General features: G+C 71.0%; 9 protein-coding genes. 3 read left to right on the forward strand and 6 right to left on the reverse strand.

The annotated features are described in order from the left end of the window. On the reverse strand, positions 1-663 hold a 663-nt coding region (locus FHU13_RS25985; RefSeq protein ID WP_183438720.1), incomplete at its 3' end, for a TonB-dependent receptor plug domain-containing protein. 250 nt (positions 664-913) lie between these two features. Between FHU13_RS25985 and FHU13_RS25990 the strand changes: the two genes are divergently transcribed. The 3 genes from FHU13_RS25990 (at position 914) to FHU13_RS26000 (ending at position 3,585) form a co-directional block, all read left to right on the forward strand. Next, the gene (locus tag FHU13_RS25990; protein ID WP_246714888.1) at positions 914-1,870 is read left to right on the forward strand and encodes a helix-turn-helix transcriptional regulator; all 957 of its coding nucleotides are present in this window, start codon (positions 914-916) and stop codon (positions 1,868-1,870) included. A 293-nt stretch (positions 1,871-2,163) separates the two neighbouring features. Next, complete coding sequence (locus tag FHU13_RS25995; protein WP_183438722.1) at positions 2,164-2,442, forward strand: metal/formaldehyde-sensitive transcriptional repressor; 279 nt, start codon at positions 2,164-2,166, stop codon at positions 2,440-2,442. A gap of 12 nt (positions 2,443-2,454) precedes the next feature. Next, positions 2,455-3,585 (forward strand): sulfite exporter TauE/SafE family protein, encoded by a 1,131-nt coding sequence (locus FHU13_RS26000; RefSeq protein WP_183438723.1) that lies wholly within the window; start codon positions 2,455-2,457, stop codon positions 3,583-3,585. 12 nt (positions 3,586-3,597) lie between these two features. On the opposite strand, the gene FHU13_RS26005 is transcribed toward FHU13_RS26000, so the two are convergent. The 5 genes from FHU13_RS26005 to FHU13_RS26025 form a co-directional block, all read right to left on the reverse strand. Continuing rightward, positions 3,598-5,163 (reverse strand): MDR family MFS transporter, encoded by a 1,566-nt coding sequence (locus FHU13_RS26005; protein ID WP_183438724.1) that lies wholly within the window; start codon positions 5,161-5,163, stop codon positions 3,598-3,600. Then, positions 5,160-6,188, reverse strand: coding sequence for an HlyD family secretion protein (locus FHU13_RS26010; protein WP_312889652.1), 1,029 nt, complete (start codon positions 6,186-6,188; stop codon positions 5,160-5,162). The genes FHU13_RS26005 and FHU13_RS26010 overlap by 4 nt, the downstream gene beginning before the upstream one ends. Before the next feature lie 155 nt (positions 6,189-6,343). Beyond that, positions 6,344-8,740 carry a thioesterase domain-containing protein gene (locus FHU13_RS26015; protein WP_183438726.1) on the reverse strand — a complete coding sequence of 799 codons (2,397 nt, stop codon included), beginning with the start codon at positions 8,738-8,740 and terminating at the stop codon, positions 6,344-6,346. Then, on the reverse strand, positions 8,733-9,875 hold the full coding sequence (locus tag FHU13_RS26020) for a Gfo/Idh/MocA family oxidoreductase (protein ID WP_183438727.1): 1,143 nt from the start codon (positions 9,873-9,875) through the stop codon (positions 8,733-8,735). The genes FHU13_RS26015 and FHU13_RS26020 overlap by 8 nt, the downstream gene beginning before the upstream one ends. After that, positions 9,872-16,612, reverse strand: a complete 6,741-nt coding sequence (locus tag FHU13_RS26025) for a beta-ketoacyl synthase N-terminal-like domain-containing protein (protein WP_183438728.1) — start codon at positions 16,610-16,612, stop codon at positions 9,872-9,874. The genes FHU13_RS26020 and FHU13_RS26025 overlap by 4 nt, the downstream gene beginning before the upstream one ends. Positions 16,613-16,634: the final 22 nt, after the last annotated feature.

The following is a 16,634-nucleotide window of genomic DNA, read 5'->3' on the forward strand; positions in this document are numbered from 1 at the left end:
CGAATCGAGGATGTAGGTCTCCTCGCGCGAGCGCAGCGAGTCGTGGGCGGCGAAGAGGTTGGCATCGAAGTCGCCGCCCGCCGGGGCATAGCGCAGGGCGGCCCGGCCACCGAACCCGTTCGACCAGTCGATGTCGTCGCGGTTGCGGTCGATATCGCGGATCTGGCCGGTGAAGTAACGCTCCTTGAAGCCGAGATCGAGGAACAGGGTCTCAGGGACGAGCACGGTCGTGGTCGCGGTGCCGATCTCGAATAACCGGTCGGCGGCCGTGGCGAACACGTCGACGCGGTTGAAGCGCGGCTTCTCGGTCATGATGTTCAGGACGCCGGCGAAGGCGTTCATCCCGTAGAGGGTGCCCTGCGGACCCCGCAGCAGTTCGACCCGGCTCACGTCGAACAGGTCCTGCGCGAGGTTGGCCGAGGCCTGCGGCACGCCGTCGACATAGACCTGCACCGCCGGGTTGTAGAAGTCCGGCGAGGAGATGCCGCGAATCGTGAAGTTGGCGTAGGCCCGGTTGCCCCGGCTCTCGATCACGACGCCGGGCAGAACCTTCTGCAGATCGCCGACGTCGCGCACGTCGTTGTCGACAAGTCTCGCGGGCGTCACGGCGGAGACGGCAGCATCGACCTTGTCGAGGCGCTGCTCGCGCTTGTTCGAGGTCACGACGAGCTCTTCCAGCTGCACCGATTCGGCCGCAGGCTGAGCAAGGGCAGGAAGCGCGACGAGAATCGCTGCAACCGCCGCAGATCCGCAGAATGATCTTCTTGCTAAGAGCATTTCTAAACTACTGACCGACCCCAACAACTAGATAAAGCGTCATTGTCTTTTCAATCGACCTTGTCTAACACTTTTGGGGCTGGCATTAACGCCATCGGCACTAAGTCGAGTCTTTACGCGGGAAGAGCCGGGCGTGTTGTCGAATCCACACATCGGCGGATCCGCGCGGACGGCACCGGTCGCCCCCTGGCAGGAAGCCGTGGCGGAGGCGCTGGCCCGGCTCGGATGGTCGGACAGCGCGCGGATCGAGTCGATCGCCACCGATATCGCGGTCGTAGTCGTCGACGCGTTCCTCGACCGCGACCTCTTGGTCGATCTCTCCGGATCGACGACCTTCTCCTTGAGCGTCGTGCTGGAGGGCAGCGGCCGCCTCTCCGCCAGGGGCCTGCCGCCGGTCGAGGCGGAGGCCGGAACCGCCGTGCTGTTCGCCTGCAGCGGCTCCGCCTCGGGTGAGGATCTGTTCCGCGGCGGCCGGCGCTTCCGGGTGGTCGATCTACGCTTCGAGGAAAGCTTCCTGATGCGGACGGGCGACGCGCGCCTGTCGAGCTTGGCCGAGCGCTGTGCCGATGCGGCGGGCAGAGAGGGCGATGCGATCTTCCTCGCAGGCTTTCCAGCGCCCGCCAACCTGCTGCAGATTGCCAACGACATCGCCAAGACGCCGCCTTCCGACGCGCTGGGCCGCCGCCTCTACCTGCACGGGAAGGCGGTCGAGGCCTTGGGCGCGGCCATCGACGCGCTCGACGGCATCGCGAAGGGGCGGCGCCCCCCCCGGCCGCAGGAGCGGGAACGTCTGCTGCGGGCCCGAGACATCCTCGAGCGCGACTTCCGCAGCAACTGGACGATCGAGCGGCTGGCGCGGGAGGTCGGCGTCAACGAGAAGCAGCTCAAATACGGTTTTCGCGATCTCGTCGGGCAGCCGGTCCATGCCTACCTTACCGCGCTGCGCCTGGACGCCGCGGCGCAGATGCTGAGACAGGGCGTCAGCGTCGCCGACGCCGCGGTCTCGGTGGGCTTCGGAAACCTCAGCCATTTCAGCAAGGTGTTTCGCGAGAACAAGGGCGTGAGTCCTTCCCGCTTCGCTCGACTTGACTGAGCCGAGTAGGCGTGTCCGCAGTCTGCGGCACGCGCGACACAGCGTCCGGCCGCGCCGCCGCGGATACCGCCTCGCGGGCGGGCCGATCTCCAGATCCGTTCCTGCTGCGCGTGCTCGTCACCGCGGCGATGCGCGCCACCGCTTGGCCTGCGTGCCTTCCGGGCTACGGTCGACGGACGTTCCGAATGTACGGCACGCTCTCCGCCCTGTGAGGAGGTGGGAGGCGACGGCTCGGAGCAGTAGTTTTGGGACTTGTATAGGGTCCCCCCCTATATTATCAGATCGATTGATCCATGACGCACACGATCAAGGACAAAGCGAAGCTTCTCGGCCGGATACGCCGCCTCAAGGGCCAGGCGGAGGCCGTGGAGCGTGCACTGGAGGCCGAGCGCGGATGCACCGACGTGCTGATGCTGGTGGCCTCCATGCGCGGAGCCATCAACGGACTGACCGCCGAGCTGATGGAAGATCACATCCGCCATCACGTCGTGGATCCCGCGACGGAAGCCGATGCCGGGCGCGCCCGCGGCGCAACGGAGCTGATCGAACTGGTTCGCACCTACCTCAAATGAGAGGAGCCTCCCGTGCCCAGCCTCCCGGAACTTCTTCAGCAGGGCACGGGACATGTCTGGCTGTTCGTCCCGACCGCGATCCTGCTCGGGGCCTTGCACGGCCTCGAACCGGGTCATTCCAAGACGCTGATGGCGGCCTTCATCGTCGCCGTCCGCGGCACGGTGCGGCAGGCGGTGCTCCTCGGGCTCTGCGCCGCGCTCTCGCACACGGCAGTCGTTTGGGCGGTAGCGGTGGTCGGCCAGCGTTTCGGGCAGGCCTGGGCGAGCGAGGCGGTCGAGGCGCAGTTCCAGCTGATCTCCGCGGCGATCATCCTGGCGATCGGCGGCTGGATGGTCTGGCAGATCCGGCGGAACCGGCTCGATCATCACCACCACGATCATGAAGAGGCCCGGTCCGTCGCCACGCCCCGGGGCACCTTGAGCGTCTCCATCTTCGAAGAGGGCGTACCGCCCCGCTGGCACATCCGTGCCGAGGACGGCCCCCTGCCGGCCTCGCAGAATCTACGCCTGACCACGATCCGGCCCGGGGGCGCTCAGCAGGATTTCACGTTCGAGACGCGCGTCGGATATCTCGAGAGCCGCGACCTCATTCCCGAGCCGCACGCCTTCACGGCCCGGCTCACCATCAGCTCGGGGGCCGAGGCGGAGGCGTACGAGTTCGCCTTCGCGGAGCACGACCACGCCCATGGTGGCCACGACGCTCTCGATCTCGGCGCGGCGGACGACGCCCATGCCCGCGCCCACGCGGCAGACATCCGGCGCAGGTTCGCCGGGCGCAGCGTGACGACCGGTCGGATCGTGCTGTTCGGCCTGACGGGCGGGCTGATCCCCTGCCCGGCGGCGATCACCGTGCTGCTGCTCTGCATGCAGCTGAAGCAGCTGAGCCTCGGCTTCGCCCTGGTGCTCTGCTTCGGGATCGGGCTCGCCGCGACCCTGGTCTTCGCCGGCGTTGTAGCCGCGCTCGGCCTGCGCCACGCAGTTGGGCGCTGGCCCTTTCTCTCGATCCTCGCGGCGCGGGCGCCCTACGCCTCCGCTGGCCTGATCCTACTTGTCGGGCTCTATACCGGCTATCTCGGATGGCGTGGGCTCGACGCAGCGCACCGGACGGCCGCCGCTCCGGCCGAGACGGTGCGGCCGCTGTGACGGCCAGGGCCGTCAGTGCGCCTCCGATGCTGCGGACCCGGATGATGGCCTGAGCAGCAGGACGAGGGCGAGGCTGACGGTGAGGCCGACACCGACCAGCCAGAAACCGTCGGCATAGGCCATCACGGAGGCCTCCCGGCGCACCTGCGCGGCGAGCACGGCCACCGCGCGGTCACGGGCCAGCTCCGTGCCGGCGAACCGGCTGGCAAAACCGGCGGCGAGGGTGGCGAGATGCTGCTGCGTGCGCAGGGCGTTGCCCGTGATCGCCTCCGCGACCGCCGAGAAATGCATGTGCTCGCGCCGCTGGATCATCGTCGAGAGCACGGCGATGCCGACGGAGCCACCGAGATTGCGCGTCATATTCATCAGGGCCGAGGCATCCGCGGTGTCCCGGACCGAGAGTCCGGTGGTGGCGAGCTGGGACAGCGGCACGACGAAGAGTGGCTGCCCGATCGCCCGGAGTACCTGGGGCAGGATCAGTTGGTCGCGGCCGACATCGTGGCTGAGCCCGGCATTGATCCAGCAGCTGGCGATGAAGAAACCGGTGCCGACGGCGATCAGGATCCGCGCATCGACCCGCCGTGTCAGCAGCGGCATCAGTGGGAAGACGAGGAGCTGCGGCAGGCCCGACCACATCACCACCTGACCGATCTGCTCGGCATTGTAGCCCTGGATCTGCGCGCAATAGACCGGGATCAGATAAATTGAGCCGTAGGAGACCGCACCGAGCACGCTCATGAGGGCGCAGGATCCGCCGACGGAGCGGTCCGCCAGGACGCGCAGGTTGATGAAGGGCCGTTCCGCGGTCAGCTCCCGGGCGATGAAGCCGGCGATGCCGAGGCCCGCGAGGATGGCGGCGTTCCGAATCGTATCCGACCCGAACCAGCCCTTGCGCTGCCCCTCCTCCAGAACGAAGGTCAGGGCCGGAAGGCCGAGCATCATCAGGCCGACGCCGGGCCAGTCGCCGCGCGCCAGTTCCCCCCAGCGGGGCGCTTCCGACTCGAGGGCGGCGAGCTGAAGCGCGACGGCCAGGGGGCCGATCAGCAGGTTCAGGTAGAAGATGTAGTGCCAGGTCAGGTTGTCAGTGAGCCAGCCACCGATGGTAGGGCCGATGGCGGGCGCGAAGGTCGCCGTGAGCCCAAACAAGGCGATACCGACCGGCTGTTGGCGCTCGGGCAGGCGGGTGCGCACGATCACCAGGGCAGTGGGAATCAGGACACCGCCGGTCAGGCCCTGCCCGGCCCGGGCCACGATCATCTGCGTCAGGTTTGTCGAGAGCGCGCAGGCCACGGAGAAGCCGATGAACAGCACGGTGCTCGCCGTCAGAAAGCGGCGCAGGCCGATCACCGCGGACAGCCATCCGGTGAGCGGGATCACGATGATCTCGGCCATCAGGTAGGCGGTGGAGATCCAGCTTCCTTCCTCGGCGGAGGCGCCGAGCGCCCCCTGGATGTTGGCCAGAGCCGCGTTGGTGACGAGGATGTCGAGGATCGCCATGAAGGCGCCGAGGATCGCTGCGGCGACCGCGAGCCAATCCCGCGCGCTCGCGCAGGTCTCCGCACTCGATCCTGCGCTCATCGAGGCGCCTTGGGCGGGCGCAGATACACGCTCGCCTCGACAGACAGGCCCGGCCGCAGGCGGCCGAGCAGGGGATCGTCGGGGTCGATGGCGATACGCACCGGCACGCGCTGGACGATCTTGGTGAAGTTGCCGGTGGCGTTCTCCGGCGGCAGCAGGGCGAACTGGGCGCCGGTGCCGGGGGCGAAGCTTACGATCCTGCCCCGGACCACGTGTCCGGGCAGCGCGTCCACGGTGAGGGTGACCGCTTGGCCCGCCGCCATGGCGCCGACCTGCGTCTCCTTGAAATTCGCCACGAGGTAGAGGTCCCGTCCCATCGGCACCAGCGTCAGAAGGTTGGTGCCGGCGGCGACGAACTGGCCGAGCCGCACGGAGCGGTCGCCGACGACACCCCTGATCGGGGCTGTGATCGTAGTGAAGTCGAGATTCAGCTGGGCCTGCTCGGCCTTCGCTCCGGCGGCCTCCAAGGAAGCTCGGGCAGCGCCTTCGAGGGCGCGTAGACTCTCGACCTGCTTACGGGCGGCGTCGAGCGAGGCCGCGGCGCGGTCGGCGGCCGCCTGCCGTTGATGCAGGTCCGCCTCAGCCTGCTGCTGCCGCTGGACGGTGCCGGCGCCCGTACGCAGGAGGTCGCGGTAGCGCTCATTCTCCTGCTTCGAGAAGGTCAGGGCCGCATTCGTGTTGGCGACATCGGCCTCCGCCCCCTCGATCCGCGCCTTCTGCTGGATCAAGGCCGCTGCCACGCCCTGAAGCTGGGCCTTGTCGCGCTCGACCTCGGCTTGCGCCTGGGTCAGGAGGATGCGGCGCTCACGGTCGTCGAGCCGGGCGAGCACCTGACCGGCCGCGACCGGCTGGTTGTCGCCGACCAGGACCTCCGCGACCATGCCGGCGATGCGCGGGGAGACCACCACCTTGTCGGATTGCAGATAGGCGTTGTCCGTCGTCTCGATGAAGCGGCCGGTCGTCCACCAGTACCAGCCGTAGGCGCCAGCTCCCGCCAGAGCGAGAGTCAATAGGAGCGGGAGCACGGGGCGCTCCTTGCCGCGGCGGCGCTCCTCCGGGGCAGCAGCGGCCGGCGGCGGGCCGACGTCCCACAGGTGCGAGGGCAGCTCCACGGCCGGGCGGGCAGGATTGCAGCCCGAAGCGTCCGTCCGCGCGGCTCCGCCGGATGAGCCGCTCCGCATCAGGGGGCGGCCCGGACAAGGTGGGCGAGCCGCTCGGCCAGGGCGCTTCGGGTCGCCGGATCGGCAAGATAGAAGTGATCGCCCTCCGGCTCCCAGCGCGTGCAGCCAGAGCGCGTCGCGGCGGCCCAGCCGGCCATGTCGGCCTCGCCGATCTCGGCATCAGCCCGGCCGCGGATGGCCAGGATCGGGCACTCGAGGCGTGCCGGGCGCGGGCGGTGATACGGATCGGTCAGGGCGAAATCCGCCCGGATCGCCGGCAACATCAGCGCCATCAACTCCCGGTGCTGCAGGATCGCCGCGTCGGTGCCGCCGATCCGGGAAAGTTCGGCCAGGAGCGCCCCGTCCTCCCGGACGTGGCGCCACGGTTGAGGCGTGGGAACGTCCGGCGCCCGCCGCGCTGAGGCCACGAACTGGCGGGGGATCAGGCCGCGTCCCTCCAGCCGCAGCGCGGTCTCGTAGGCGATCAGGGCGCCGAGGCTGTGCCCGAACAGCAGGACGGGCCGGCTCCAGTCGAGATGCCCGGCCAGGATCGCCGACAGGCTGCGGGCGAGATCCGCGAGATCCGCCCGCGGCGCCTCGCCGAATCGGCTGCCACGCCCCGGCAATTCGATGGGGCAGATCGCGATCTCCGCCAGCGCCGGCAGGTCGAGCCAGGGGCGGAAGAAGCCGGCGCTGCCCCCGGCATGGTGGAAACAGACGATCTGCGGCCTGCCCCGCGGCGGTGCCGGGGTGAAGGGCAGCCAGGGACGCGGATCCTCCGCTGGCATCTCCGGCTCGCCCGTTGGCGCCGCGAGCCGGTCAGCTAGGAGCCGGGCGAGGGCCGGCCCGCTATCGCGGAGCGCGAAATGGCCGCCGGGCAGGGTGTGGAGCGTGAAGCCTGCACCGGTGCGGGCCTTCCAGGCGGCCACTGCCTCGACCGGCACGAGGGAATCGGCTTCGGCGGCGACCGCAAGGATCGGTGCCGCGATCACGGCCTCACTGCGATAGTCCGTCGCCATGGCGAAGTCGCCTTCGAGACAGTCGCGCAGAGTGCCGAGCATCCCATCATGGCCGAGGATCACCTCGTCGGTGCCGCCGAGGCGGCGCAGAGGCTCCGCCCAGCTCTCCCCCGGGCGAGGCAGGCTTGCGCCCGAGATCGGCCGGTCCGGCGAAGGGCAGGCACCGAGCATGAGCAGGCGCGGCACCGTTCCCGTTTCCTCCAGGCGCCGGGCCAGCGCGAAGGCGAGTTTGCAGCCCAGGCTCCAACCGAGGAGGGCGAGGGGCCTATGCCGGACGGGTTCGAGGAGGGGCAGGAGGGCCTCCACCGCCGCCTCCACGCTCCGGAAGGCGGGCTCGCCGACCCTGTGTTCCCGGCCGGGCAACTGGACCGGGCAGAAGCGGAAGCCCGCTGGCAGATGCGCCTCCCAGCCTCGGAACACCGAGGCGCCGGCGGCGGCGAAGGGAAAGGCGAGGACGTTGATCGCAGCGTCCACGCTTGGCGCTCCAAAGGGGAACCAAGTGCGCGACACATGCCCGGCCGCGCCGACTCCCGCCAGCAGGCCGGACATGCGTCGTGGCCTGTCGCGCAGGTGGTCGGCATCGCCGGCATCCGGACACCCGATAGGTCCCTCACGGCGGCGCAGCCGCAGCAGGCCGTAGCGGATGTGGCCCGACGCCATCTGCTCCCACAAGGGCGAGCCCGGCAGGGCGAAGTAGCCGCTGATCGCCTCGACCAATTCGGGGTCGGCACGGGACAAGCGCTCCATCACGCCCGCCGGCGCGGCCGCGCGGGCGGCCAGGACCTGACGCGTGACGTCGCGAACGGCGATTTCCTCGAAGCCGAGCGCGTCCAGAGTTCGGCGCAGCGGTGCCTCGTCCTCCGCAGGCCAGAGATCGCCGTAGACGAAGATCCCGCCGGACCGCAGCACGCGGGCGACGTGGCGCAGAAAGGCAGGGAGATCCGCGTAGGCGCCAGAGGATTCGAGGTTGAGCACGACGTCCTGGCTCGCATCGGCCTGCGGCAGGGCGCAGGCGTCGGCGACCTGCAGCCGTGCGCCGAAGGGCGCGAGCGCGCGCCGCGCCCGCGCGACGTTGTCCGGGCTGAGATCGATGCCGACCATCGTGAGCGGCCGCGCGCGCGCCGCCAGGAAGGCGAGCGCACCGCCACGACCGCAGCCGACATCGAGCACCCGCCGGCGGTCGAGTGGCGTCGGCCCGAGGAGTTCGGCGACGAGGCGCTCCCCGTCGGCGTTGGACCCGGCACCGACCGGCAGCACGGCCGCGTCCGGCTCGCCGGACACCGGGCGGTAGCCCCAATTGAGGAAATGGGCGTCCTCGCCGAGCCCTGCCGTCGCGAGCGCGCGGTCGAGGCGGGTGTAGACGTCGCGGTTGCCGGAGGTGGGATCGGGCTCAGGCACGGGCGGCCTCGTCGCGGAGCATGGCAGCGTAGGCGCGCGGATCGGGATACGGCGGCGGCGGTGGGGAGAGAGCGCGGTGCCTGACTGGCCCGGCGGCCCGCATCACGGCGAGCCAAGCCTGCCCCAGATCCAGGAGGTAATCCGGCCGCTGGAACGGTGCGGCGGCGGAGTCGGCGATGCCAGCGCGCATTTCCCCGAGGGCGCGACGGATCGCGTCGGGAAACGTGGTCTCGACCACTTCGGCGACGGAACCGCCCTGCGCAGGGCCCAGCACGTGGGCGGACGGCAGCGTGAAGTGGCGGTTGTTCGCGTGCCGCGTCCGGGCCAGCAGGTAGGAGGCTTCCGTCCCGTCCGCTTCGTAGTCCGGTGCGTAGAGTGCGTGCGTCCAAACCACCGGTCCGAAGCTGTTGACGAGGTTCACCACGCCCTCCGGCCAGCCGAGCGCCAAGCGGTGCATGACCAGGGAATGGTGGTCGGGATCGGCCGGATCGAGGAAGTTCTGGATGAGCAGGCTGAAGGGCAGCGCCCCGACCGTCCCCTGCAGAGGGGTGAACAGGAGTTCCCCCGGTGCCGGCGGCGCTGAGCTCGCGCATCGGAAACCGGCGAGCCCGCCGAGCGCTCGGCCGAGCAGGTCGAGGCTGGACCAGAGCAATTGCGGGCTCGTGGTGAGTTCGGCGAAGCTCGGCGCCCGCGCCGCCCGCGCTTGGCCCGCGTAGTCGATGAAGGTTCGGCCCGCGGGCACGTGCGGGTAGAAGGCGTTGACGTGATAGTGCAGGCCCCGCCCACGGGCGGCGGCGGTGAGGCGAGCGATCTCGGTCGGGTGGACCGGATGCTCCTGGAGCACGTGCAGGCCGCGGCCGAGCAGCGCCTCGGCGAGGCGCGAGCCCTCTCCGCCGAAAAGCGTCGTGCGCACCACGACGCAGGCGAGATCGGCCGCCCCCTCGGGCACGGCTTCCGGGCTGGCGTAGAGCGGCACACCGAGATGCGCGGCGAGCGCCCGCGAGCGCCGGCTGCCCCGGGCGAGGATGCCGACGAGCCGGAACCCGCCCGTGCCGTCCCGCAGGGCTGCCAGGTAATGCTCGCCGAAGCGGGTGCCGCAGACGAGCACGCGCAAAGGTTGATCGGCGGCGCTCACAGGCCGGCTCCGGTCCAGGCGGGCACGAGAGTCTCGCGGGCCTGCGCCCGGAACCCGTCGATGTCGGGATCGGCCGGGCTCAACCGGGCGAGCGGCACCTGCCACGCCTCCGCCGGGCCGGCGAGCCGGTCGAGCACGGCGCCGAAGCCGATGGTCAGGGCCTCGCCGGCGAGGTCGGGCAGTAGGCCCTCGACCCAGTCGAGGTTGAATAGGAGTTCCCGCTGCTCCTCCAGCGCCTGGGCGTGCAGCACGCAGCCGGGCTGAGCCGCGTACTCGTAGCTCGGCATGCCCAGGGTCGGGTCGGCGCTCTCTGGCAGGGCGTAGGTCCGGCGCAGGCCGAGCAGGCTCGTGAACACCACCGGCAGGTTGAGCGGCGGCGTGTCGAAGCTTCCGAGCGCCAGCCGTCCGTCGATCTGCGCTTGAACCGTGTCCGCCAGTCCGAAGAAGCTCACCGCGGCACCGATGTCGAGGGTGACGGGCATGATCGCGCTCGCATCGACGACGAGGTTCATCACCTCGGCGTGGAGCGGCTTGCGGTCGAAGTAGGCGAGCCCCAGGGCGAACCGGGTCTGCGAGCCGAGCCAGGGCGCGAGCGCGGCGCCGAAGGCGGAGAGCAGGACGGCACTGGGGGTGAGCCCCCGTGCCGCGCCGGTCTCACGGATGCGCAGCCATCTCCCCCGCGGCAGCGCCTCCCGGCGGATCGCGAAGCGCAACGCATCGAGCGCATCCGGCCTGCCTTCGAGGGGCAGGTCCGGGGGCGGTAGGGCGACGGACGGGACGGCGGGGGCGTGATCGGCCACAAGCGTCGCTCCGCGCCGGTAGTCGGCCGGGGAGAAGCCGAGCGGCGGCAGAGCACGCCCCGACTGACGTAGTTCGACGTCGATCTCGCGCAGGATCACCTGGAAGCTCTCGATGTCGACCATCGTGGTGTCGATGTCGAGATGCAGCCGGATCGTCTCCGCATCGATTCGCGTGGCGCGCAACTCGAAATGCGGCCACATCGCGAGGTTGAGGCGCTGGTGGCTCATGCGCTCGCGCAACGCGGCGAGGCGCCGGTCACGGGCAGCCGGATCGAGGGCGCGGACGTCCTCGCACTCGATCCGGTAGGGCGGCACGGCGGGCAGGATGCGGCAGGTTCCGTCCGGGTCGATCTCCGTGCGCAGGGCCGGGTGGCGGGCGACGACGCGGTTCCAGGCCCGTTCGAACCCGGCAAGGTCGAAGGCGGCGGGCTTATCGTACTCCACGTAGAGATGCCGGGCGATGCCGCCGAGGCGCCCCCGCGCCCGCCGCTGGAAGCCGTCTCGCTGCAGCGGCGAAAGGGCGAACTGCATCGTGGACGGATCGGGCCGGAGGTCGCCGTTGTCGAGGAGCAGGCCCGGCCGCTCGCCTCCCAACGCGGCGAGCGCCCGGCGCAAGGGATCAGCCGGCCCGGATTGCTCGGCGGACTCGCCGAGCTGCGCCTCGATCGCTTCCGCAAGCCGCCCGAGTGTGTCGTGCTGCAGGGCGGTCTCGGCTGAGATCCGCACGCCGAGGGCGCGGTCGATGCGCTCGGTGAGCTCCAGAAAGATCAACGAGTCCATTCCGAGCTGGACGAGGTTGCTCACCGGGTCGATCTCCGCCTCGGGCCGACGCAGCAGAGCGGCGAGTTCCCGGCGCAGCGTCGCGGCGACCCGGCCCCCTCCCGCCGCGCCCCGGTCTCCGAGATGGGCGGCGAGGGCGTTCAAGGTGTCGTAGCGCAGGGCCGTCTCTGCCGAGACCTCGATGCCGAGGTCGCGCTTCAAGCCTTGGCTGAATTCAAGAAACATCAGCGAGTCGAGGCCGAGCGCCACGAGGTTGGCGTCGCCGTCGAGCCCAGCCGGATCGACCTTGAGCAGGGCCCCGAGCGTTCGACGCAGATGCGCCTCGACGGAGGGCGAGGCGGCCGGATCCGCCCTCCCGGAAGCCGCCGCCTGCGCCGCCTCGGTCCCGCGCGCCCGGAATGCGGAGAAGGCGTTGGGCAGCGCCCCGACCAGTTGAAGGCGCTCCCAATCGACGCACATGGGCGCGAGCACAGGCTCGGGCTGGGCAAGAGCGGCTTCGAGCAGAGCGATGCCCTCCGCCGGGGCGAGGCCTCGCATTCCCTGCTCGGCGAGGCGGATGCCGAGTTCGGCTCGGGACGTCCGGCCTTCGTCCCAAAAGCCCCAGGCGAGCGCCTTGACCGCCCAGCCCTCGGCGGCGGCCTGCGTGGCGAGGCCTTCCAGGATCGCGTTGGCGAGGGCGTGCGCACCCTGGCCCGGCGGTCCGAACAGGGTCGCGGCCGAGGAGAACAGAACCAACGCCTCCGGCCTCAGGCGGGGTAGGGCCGCAATCAAAGTCCGCGCGCCCTCGACCTTGGCCGCGAGCACCCGGTCCAGACGGGCCGCGTCGAAATCCGCGAGGGGACCGTCATCGAGGATGCCGGCGAGATGATAGATGCGACCGATCCGGCCCGGAGCGGCACAGGCGGCTTCCAGGGCATCGTCGAGGGCGTGGGCTTCACCCACATCGATCGCATCGAGGAGCCGGACCTCGGCTCCGCCCCCGCGCATCAGGTCGAGGCGGTGGCGCTCAGCCGGATCGGCAGGTCGCCGCGACAGCAGCCAGAGCCGGCGCGCGCCCCGCTCCGCGAGATCCTCGGCCAGGGTCAGCGCCAGGGGGGAGAGGCCCCCGGTGAGGATGTGCAGGGCGTCCCCGTCGAAGGACGATCGGGCTCTCGTTCCCTGTCGTGATGCACTCGCTTGCGGTGCGCTCCCTTGCGCCGAAGTGGCCTCAGGCTCTGCGGAGAGCGCTTGGACGCCATGGATTTGGGCGCAATGGACAGGAACGAGTCGGGGAGCGAGATAGGATCCGGCCCGATGCGCCAGTAGATCCTCGCCGGCCCGCTCCGCGGGCAGCGCGGCGAGCGGCGCATCGGAATCGACGAGGCGCAACCGCAGCGCCGGCCGCTCCCGCCGCAGCACGCGGAGAAGGCCGACAAGACCGGCGAGATCCGGCCGGGAGATGGGCTCCGCGGGCAGGGCCGCGAGCGCTCCCGTCGTCAGGATGTCGATGGCCGCTCCCTCCGCTCCCAGCCTGTCGAGAGTCCCGATGAGGCGTGCGTAATCCGCTGCTCCGAACTTCGTCGGTCGGCCACTCAGATCGAGTAGGACGCGGTCGTCCGCCGGCGGCACGGGTGCCGTCGCCGCGTCGTCCGGTCCGAGGCCGAGCCTCCTCGCGGTCGGGGACGGAGCGCCGTCGAAGGTCAGCACCCGGCTCGGGGCCAGGGGAGGGGAGGCCTCCAACCCTGCCCAGGTCCAGCCGTGCAGGCTCGCCGCCGCGGGGTCCCAACGCGCCGCCCCGACGAGATGAAGGACCGGCCGGTCAGCCTCGTCCGCCAGGATCAGGTCGATCCGCCCGTCCGTGCGCCGGGTCCCGGCATAGCCGACCAGGCCGGCGCCGAGGGACCCGGCGGCCGACAGGGCGTCGATGGTGAGCGGTCCCTCGAGGTCGAAGGCGGACAGTGCCCTGGCCAGGGTGACGCGCAGGCCGCCCTCGGTCCGCGTAAAGGAGCCGTCGGTCGAGGAGGATCGGACCGGCGCGGGCCGGATCGCGTGCCGTGCCTGGGCGAGCAGAGCACCGGAGGCGCCGTCGCGCAGGAACAGGCGCCCTTCCGCCTCGCCGCGGATCGTTGCGGCCCGGCTGGAGCGCGGGAAGAACGTGAGATCGGCGAGCGTCCAGTGACCGTCGCCCTTACCCTCGACCAGAGCAGCGAGGAGGCTGGCCGCATCCTGCGCGGGCGGCTCGGCCGCTGCGGGGGTAAGAGCCTGTCTCCGCGCCTCGGGCGCGCGGGCGATTAGGATCTGCTCGCCGAGAGCAAAAGGGGCGAGATCCTCACCGACCGCCGCGCTCCAGTGGGCGAAGCCGGCCGCCGACAGGGCTTCGCCCCAGCGCGTCAACGAGGGAAACAGCTCGCCGTCGCGGAACTCGCTGTCGGCGAGTTCGGGCACGAGCGGGCCGAACACGAAGTCGAACAGGGGTTTCGGGCGCGTGATCTCGCGAAGCAGCAGCACGCCCCCCGGCGCCAGCAGGGCGCGCTGGCGCGCGAGCGCCGCCTTCAGGTCGCGGGCGTTGTGGATCACGTTGGCGGCGACGATCAGATCGAACGAGGCTGCGGAAAAACCTTGCGCCGCGGGATCGTCCTCGAGATCGAACGGCGCGAAGCGCAGGAAGGGGTAGGCGGCGAATTTCCGCTCGGCCCGCCGCAGGAAGAGCGGGCCGAGATCGGTGAAGGTGTAGGCCGTCCGCTCCGGCGGCAGGACCGGCAGGAGGGCGCTGGTGGTGCCACCCGTCCCCGCGCCGATCTCAAGGACGCGCAGCGGCGCCTGCGCGGGCCGTTCCGCCACGAGGGCGGCGACGGCGTCGGCGGCGATGGCGTTGAGGTAGAGCGAGTCGCGTTGGCGCTCGTACATCTCCTCCACGTCGTCGCTCGCCCCGCCCGGAAACACGATCGAGACGGGGTTTCCCGAGCCCGACAGCATGGCTGCGAGTTGCGGGCCGGTGCGGGCGACGAGGTCGGCGAGCCGCCGGTAACCGCGCCGACGCATGCCGTCGAGCAGGGCGTCGGGATCGGAGGGTACCGGTTCGCGCAGATTGCCGTAGCCCACGCCGTCCCGTGTAAGGCATCCCTCCGCCGCGAGGCCGCGCAGCAGCCGCCCTACGAGATCGCGGAAGCGCTCGGGAATGCCGCCGGCCCGCATGACCGCGTCGCGGTCGAGCCGCGCAGCCGGGTCGGCGAAGACGCCGAGTTCGCTAAAGGCGCGGGCGACGTAGATCGCGTGGAGGGCGGCGACGCCCCGCTCCTCCTCCGACAGACCGGACCAGTCGTAACCTGCGGCGCGGTTCGCCGCCGACGCCCGCGCCGCGGCGGCGAGCGTGTTCCATTGATCGGTGCCCGAAATGTCCGTGCCCGCCTCGGTAGCGGTGCTCCGATGCATCCGGCCGGCGAGGAGGGCGACGGGGGCCAGGGCGAGTCGGCTGCCGATGTCGCGTGGGCGCGGCCTGTCCTCCCGGAGGAGGGCGTCGAGGGCGTCCTCGGTGATCCCGATCCCCCATACGGTGCACCCGTACGCAGCTTTCGCCACGAGAGCCGGCGCCTGAGCACCCACCTCCGCGACGTCCCGCAGGATCGCGCCCAGTTCGACCGGGTCGTCGGCCGCCACGGCGAGGCGATGGGGCAGGCGGGTGCGGGCGGCCGACAGCGTTGCCACGTAGGCGGGCAGGACCGCCTCCGGCATGCCGTCGAGGAGGCGCTCGGCGTGGCGGGCGGCGAGCGCCCTGAGACCGGCCTCGTCGCGGGCCGATAGCAGGAAGGGACCAGACGCCTCGACGGCCTCGGCTGGGCCTTCGAGTTCCGGCGGCAGGCGCTCGACGACGACGTGGCAGTTCGTGCCGCCGATGCCGAAGGCGCTGACGCCGGCAACGCGCTGCCGCGCCGGCCAGGGCATCAGGGCCTGCGGTATGATGAAGGGGGTCTCCTCCAGGCGCAGGGCCGGGTTCGGCTCTCGGAAGTTCACGAGCGGCGGAATCTGCCCCTCGCGCACCGCGAAGGCCGCCTTGAGGAGGGCGGCGACGCCCGCCGTCGTGTCGAGATGACCGGTATTGGCCTTGAGCGCACCGATGACGCAGGGTTCCTGCCGGCCGGAGCTGGAACCGAAGGCGCGGGCGAGGGCCTCGATCTCGATCGGGTCGCCGAGCGGCGTGCCGGTGCCGTGGGTCTCGACCATGCCGACCGCGTCGGGGGACAGACCGGAGAGCGCGAGTGCCTCCTCGATCACCGCCTGCTGGCCGGCGAGCGAGGGCGCGGTGTAACCGGCTTTGCCGGACCCGTCGTTGTTGACGGCCGAGCCGCGCAGGACGGCGATGACCGGATCGCCGTCCTCCAGCGCCCGGCGCAGAGGCTTGAGCAGCACCACGGCGACGCCGTTGCCGACGAAGGTGCCGTCGGCCTGCGCGTCGAAGGGTCGGCATCGCCCGTCCGCCGAGAAGATCATTCCGGGCCGATGGCGGTAGCCCGCATCCATCGGGAAGGTGAGGGCCGCGCCGCCCGCGAGCGCGAGGTCGCACTCGCCGCTACGCAACTGCTCGCAGGCGACGTGGATTGCGACGAGGGAGCTGGAACAGGCGGTCTGGACGGTGAGCGCCGGGCCGGTCAGCCCGAGTTTGTAGGCGACGCGGCTCGCCAGATAGTCCTTGTCGTTGCCGATCAGGCGCTGGAAGGTCAGGGGACTCGCGAGATCCAGCACGTCGCCGCGGGTGGGCAGCGCATAGGTGCTCATCCGCGCCGCGCCGAACACGCCGATCCGCGCGCCCGCAGCCTGCCCTGCGAGGCCAGCCATCTCCAGCGCCTCCCAGGCGCAGGTGAGGAACAGGCGCTGCTGCGGGTCGATGCTCGCCGCCTCGGCGGGAGAAGTGCCGAAGAACTCGGCGTCGAACGCCTCCGCCTCCTCGACCACGCTGGCCACAGGTACGAAGCCGGGCTGGTCCAGGAGGCCGGGGTCGAACCCGGCGCGGGTCAGATCCTCGGCCGTGACCGGGCGGCTCAAGGTCTCCCCATCGCTCAGGCGGCGCCAGAAGGCGAAGGGGTCGGAGGCCCCCGCGAAGCGGCAGCCCGCACCGATCAGCGCGACCGGCTGCGCCTCGCCATAATGCGCCTCGAAGAAGCGCGGATCGAACTCGGGCATGGACGCTCTCTCGAAGTCTCGA

The organism is Methylobacterium sp. R2-1, from assembly GCF_014191355.1.
In the GTDB taxonomy this organism is placed as follows: Bacteria; Pseudomonadota; Alphaproteobacteria; order Rhizobiales; family Beijerinckiaceae; genus Methylobacterium.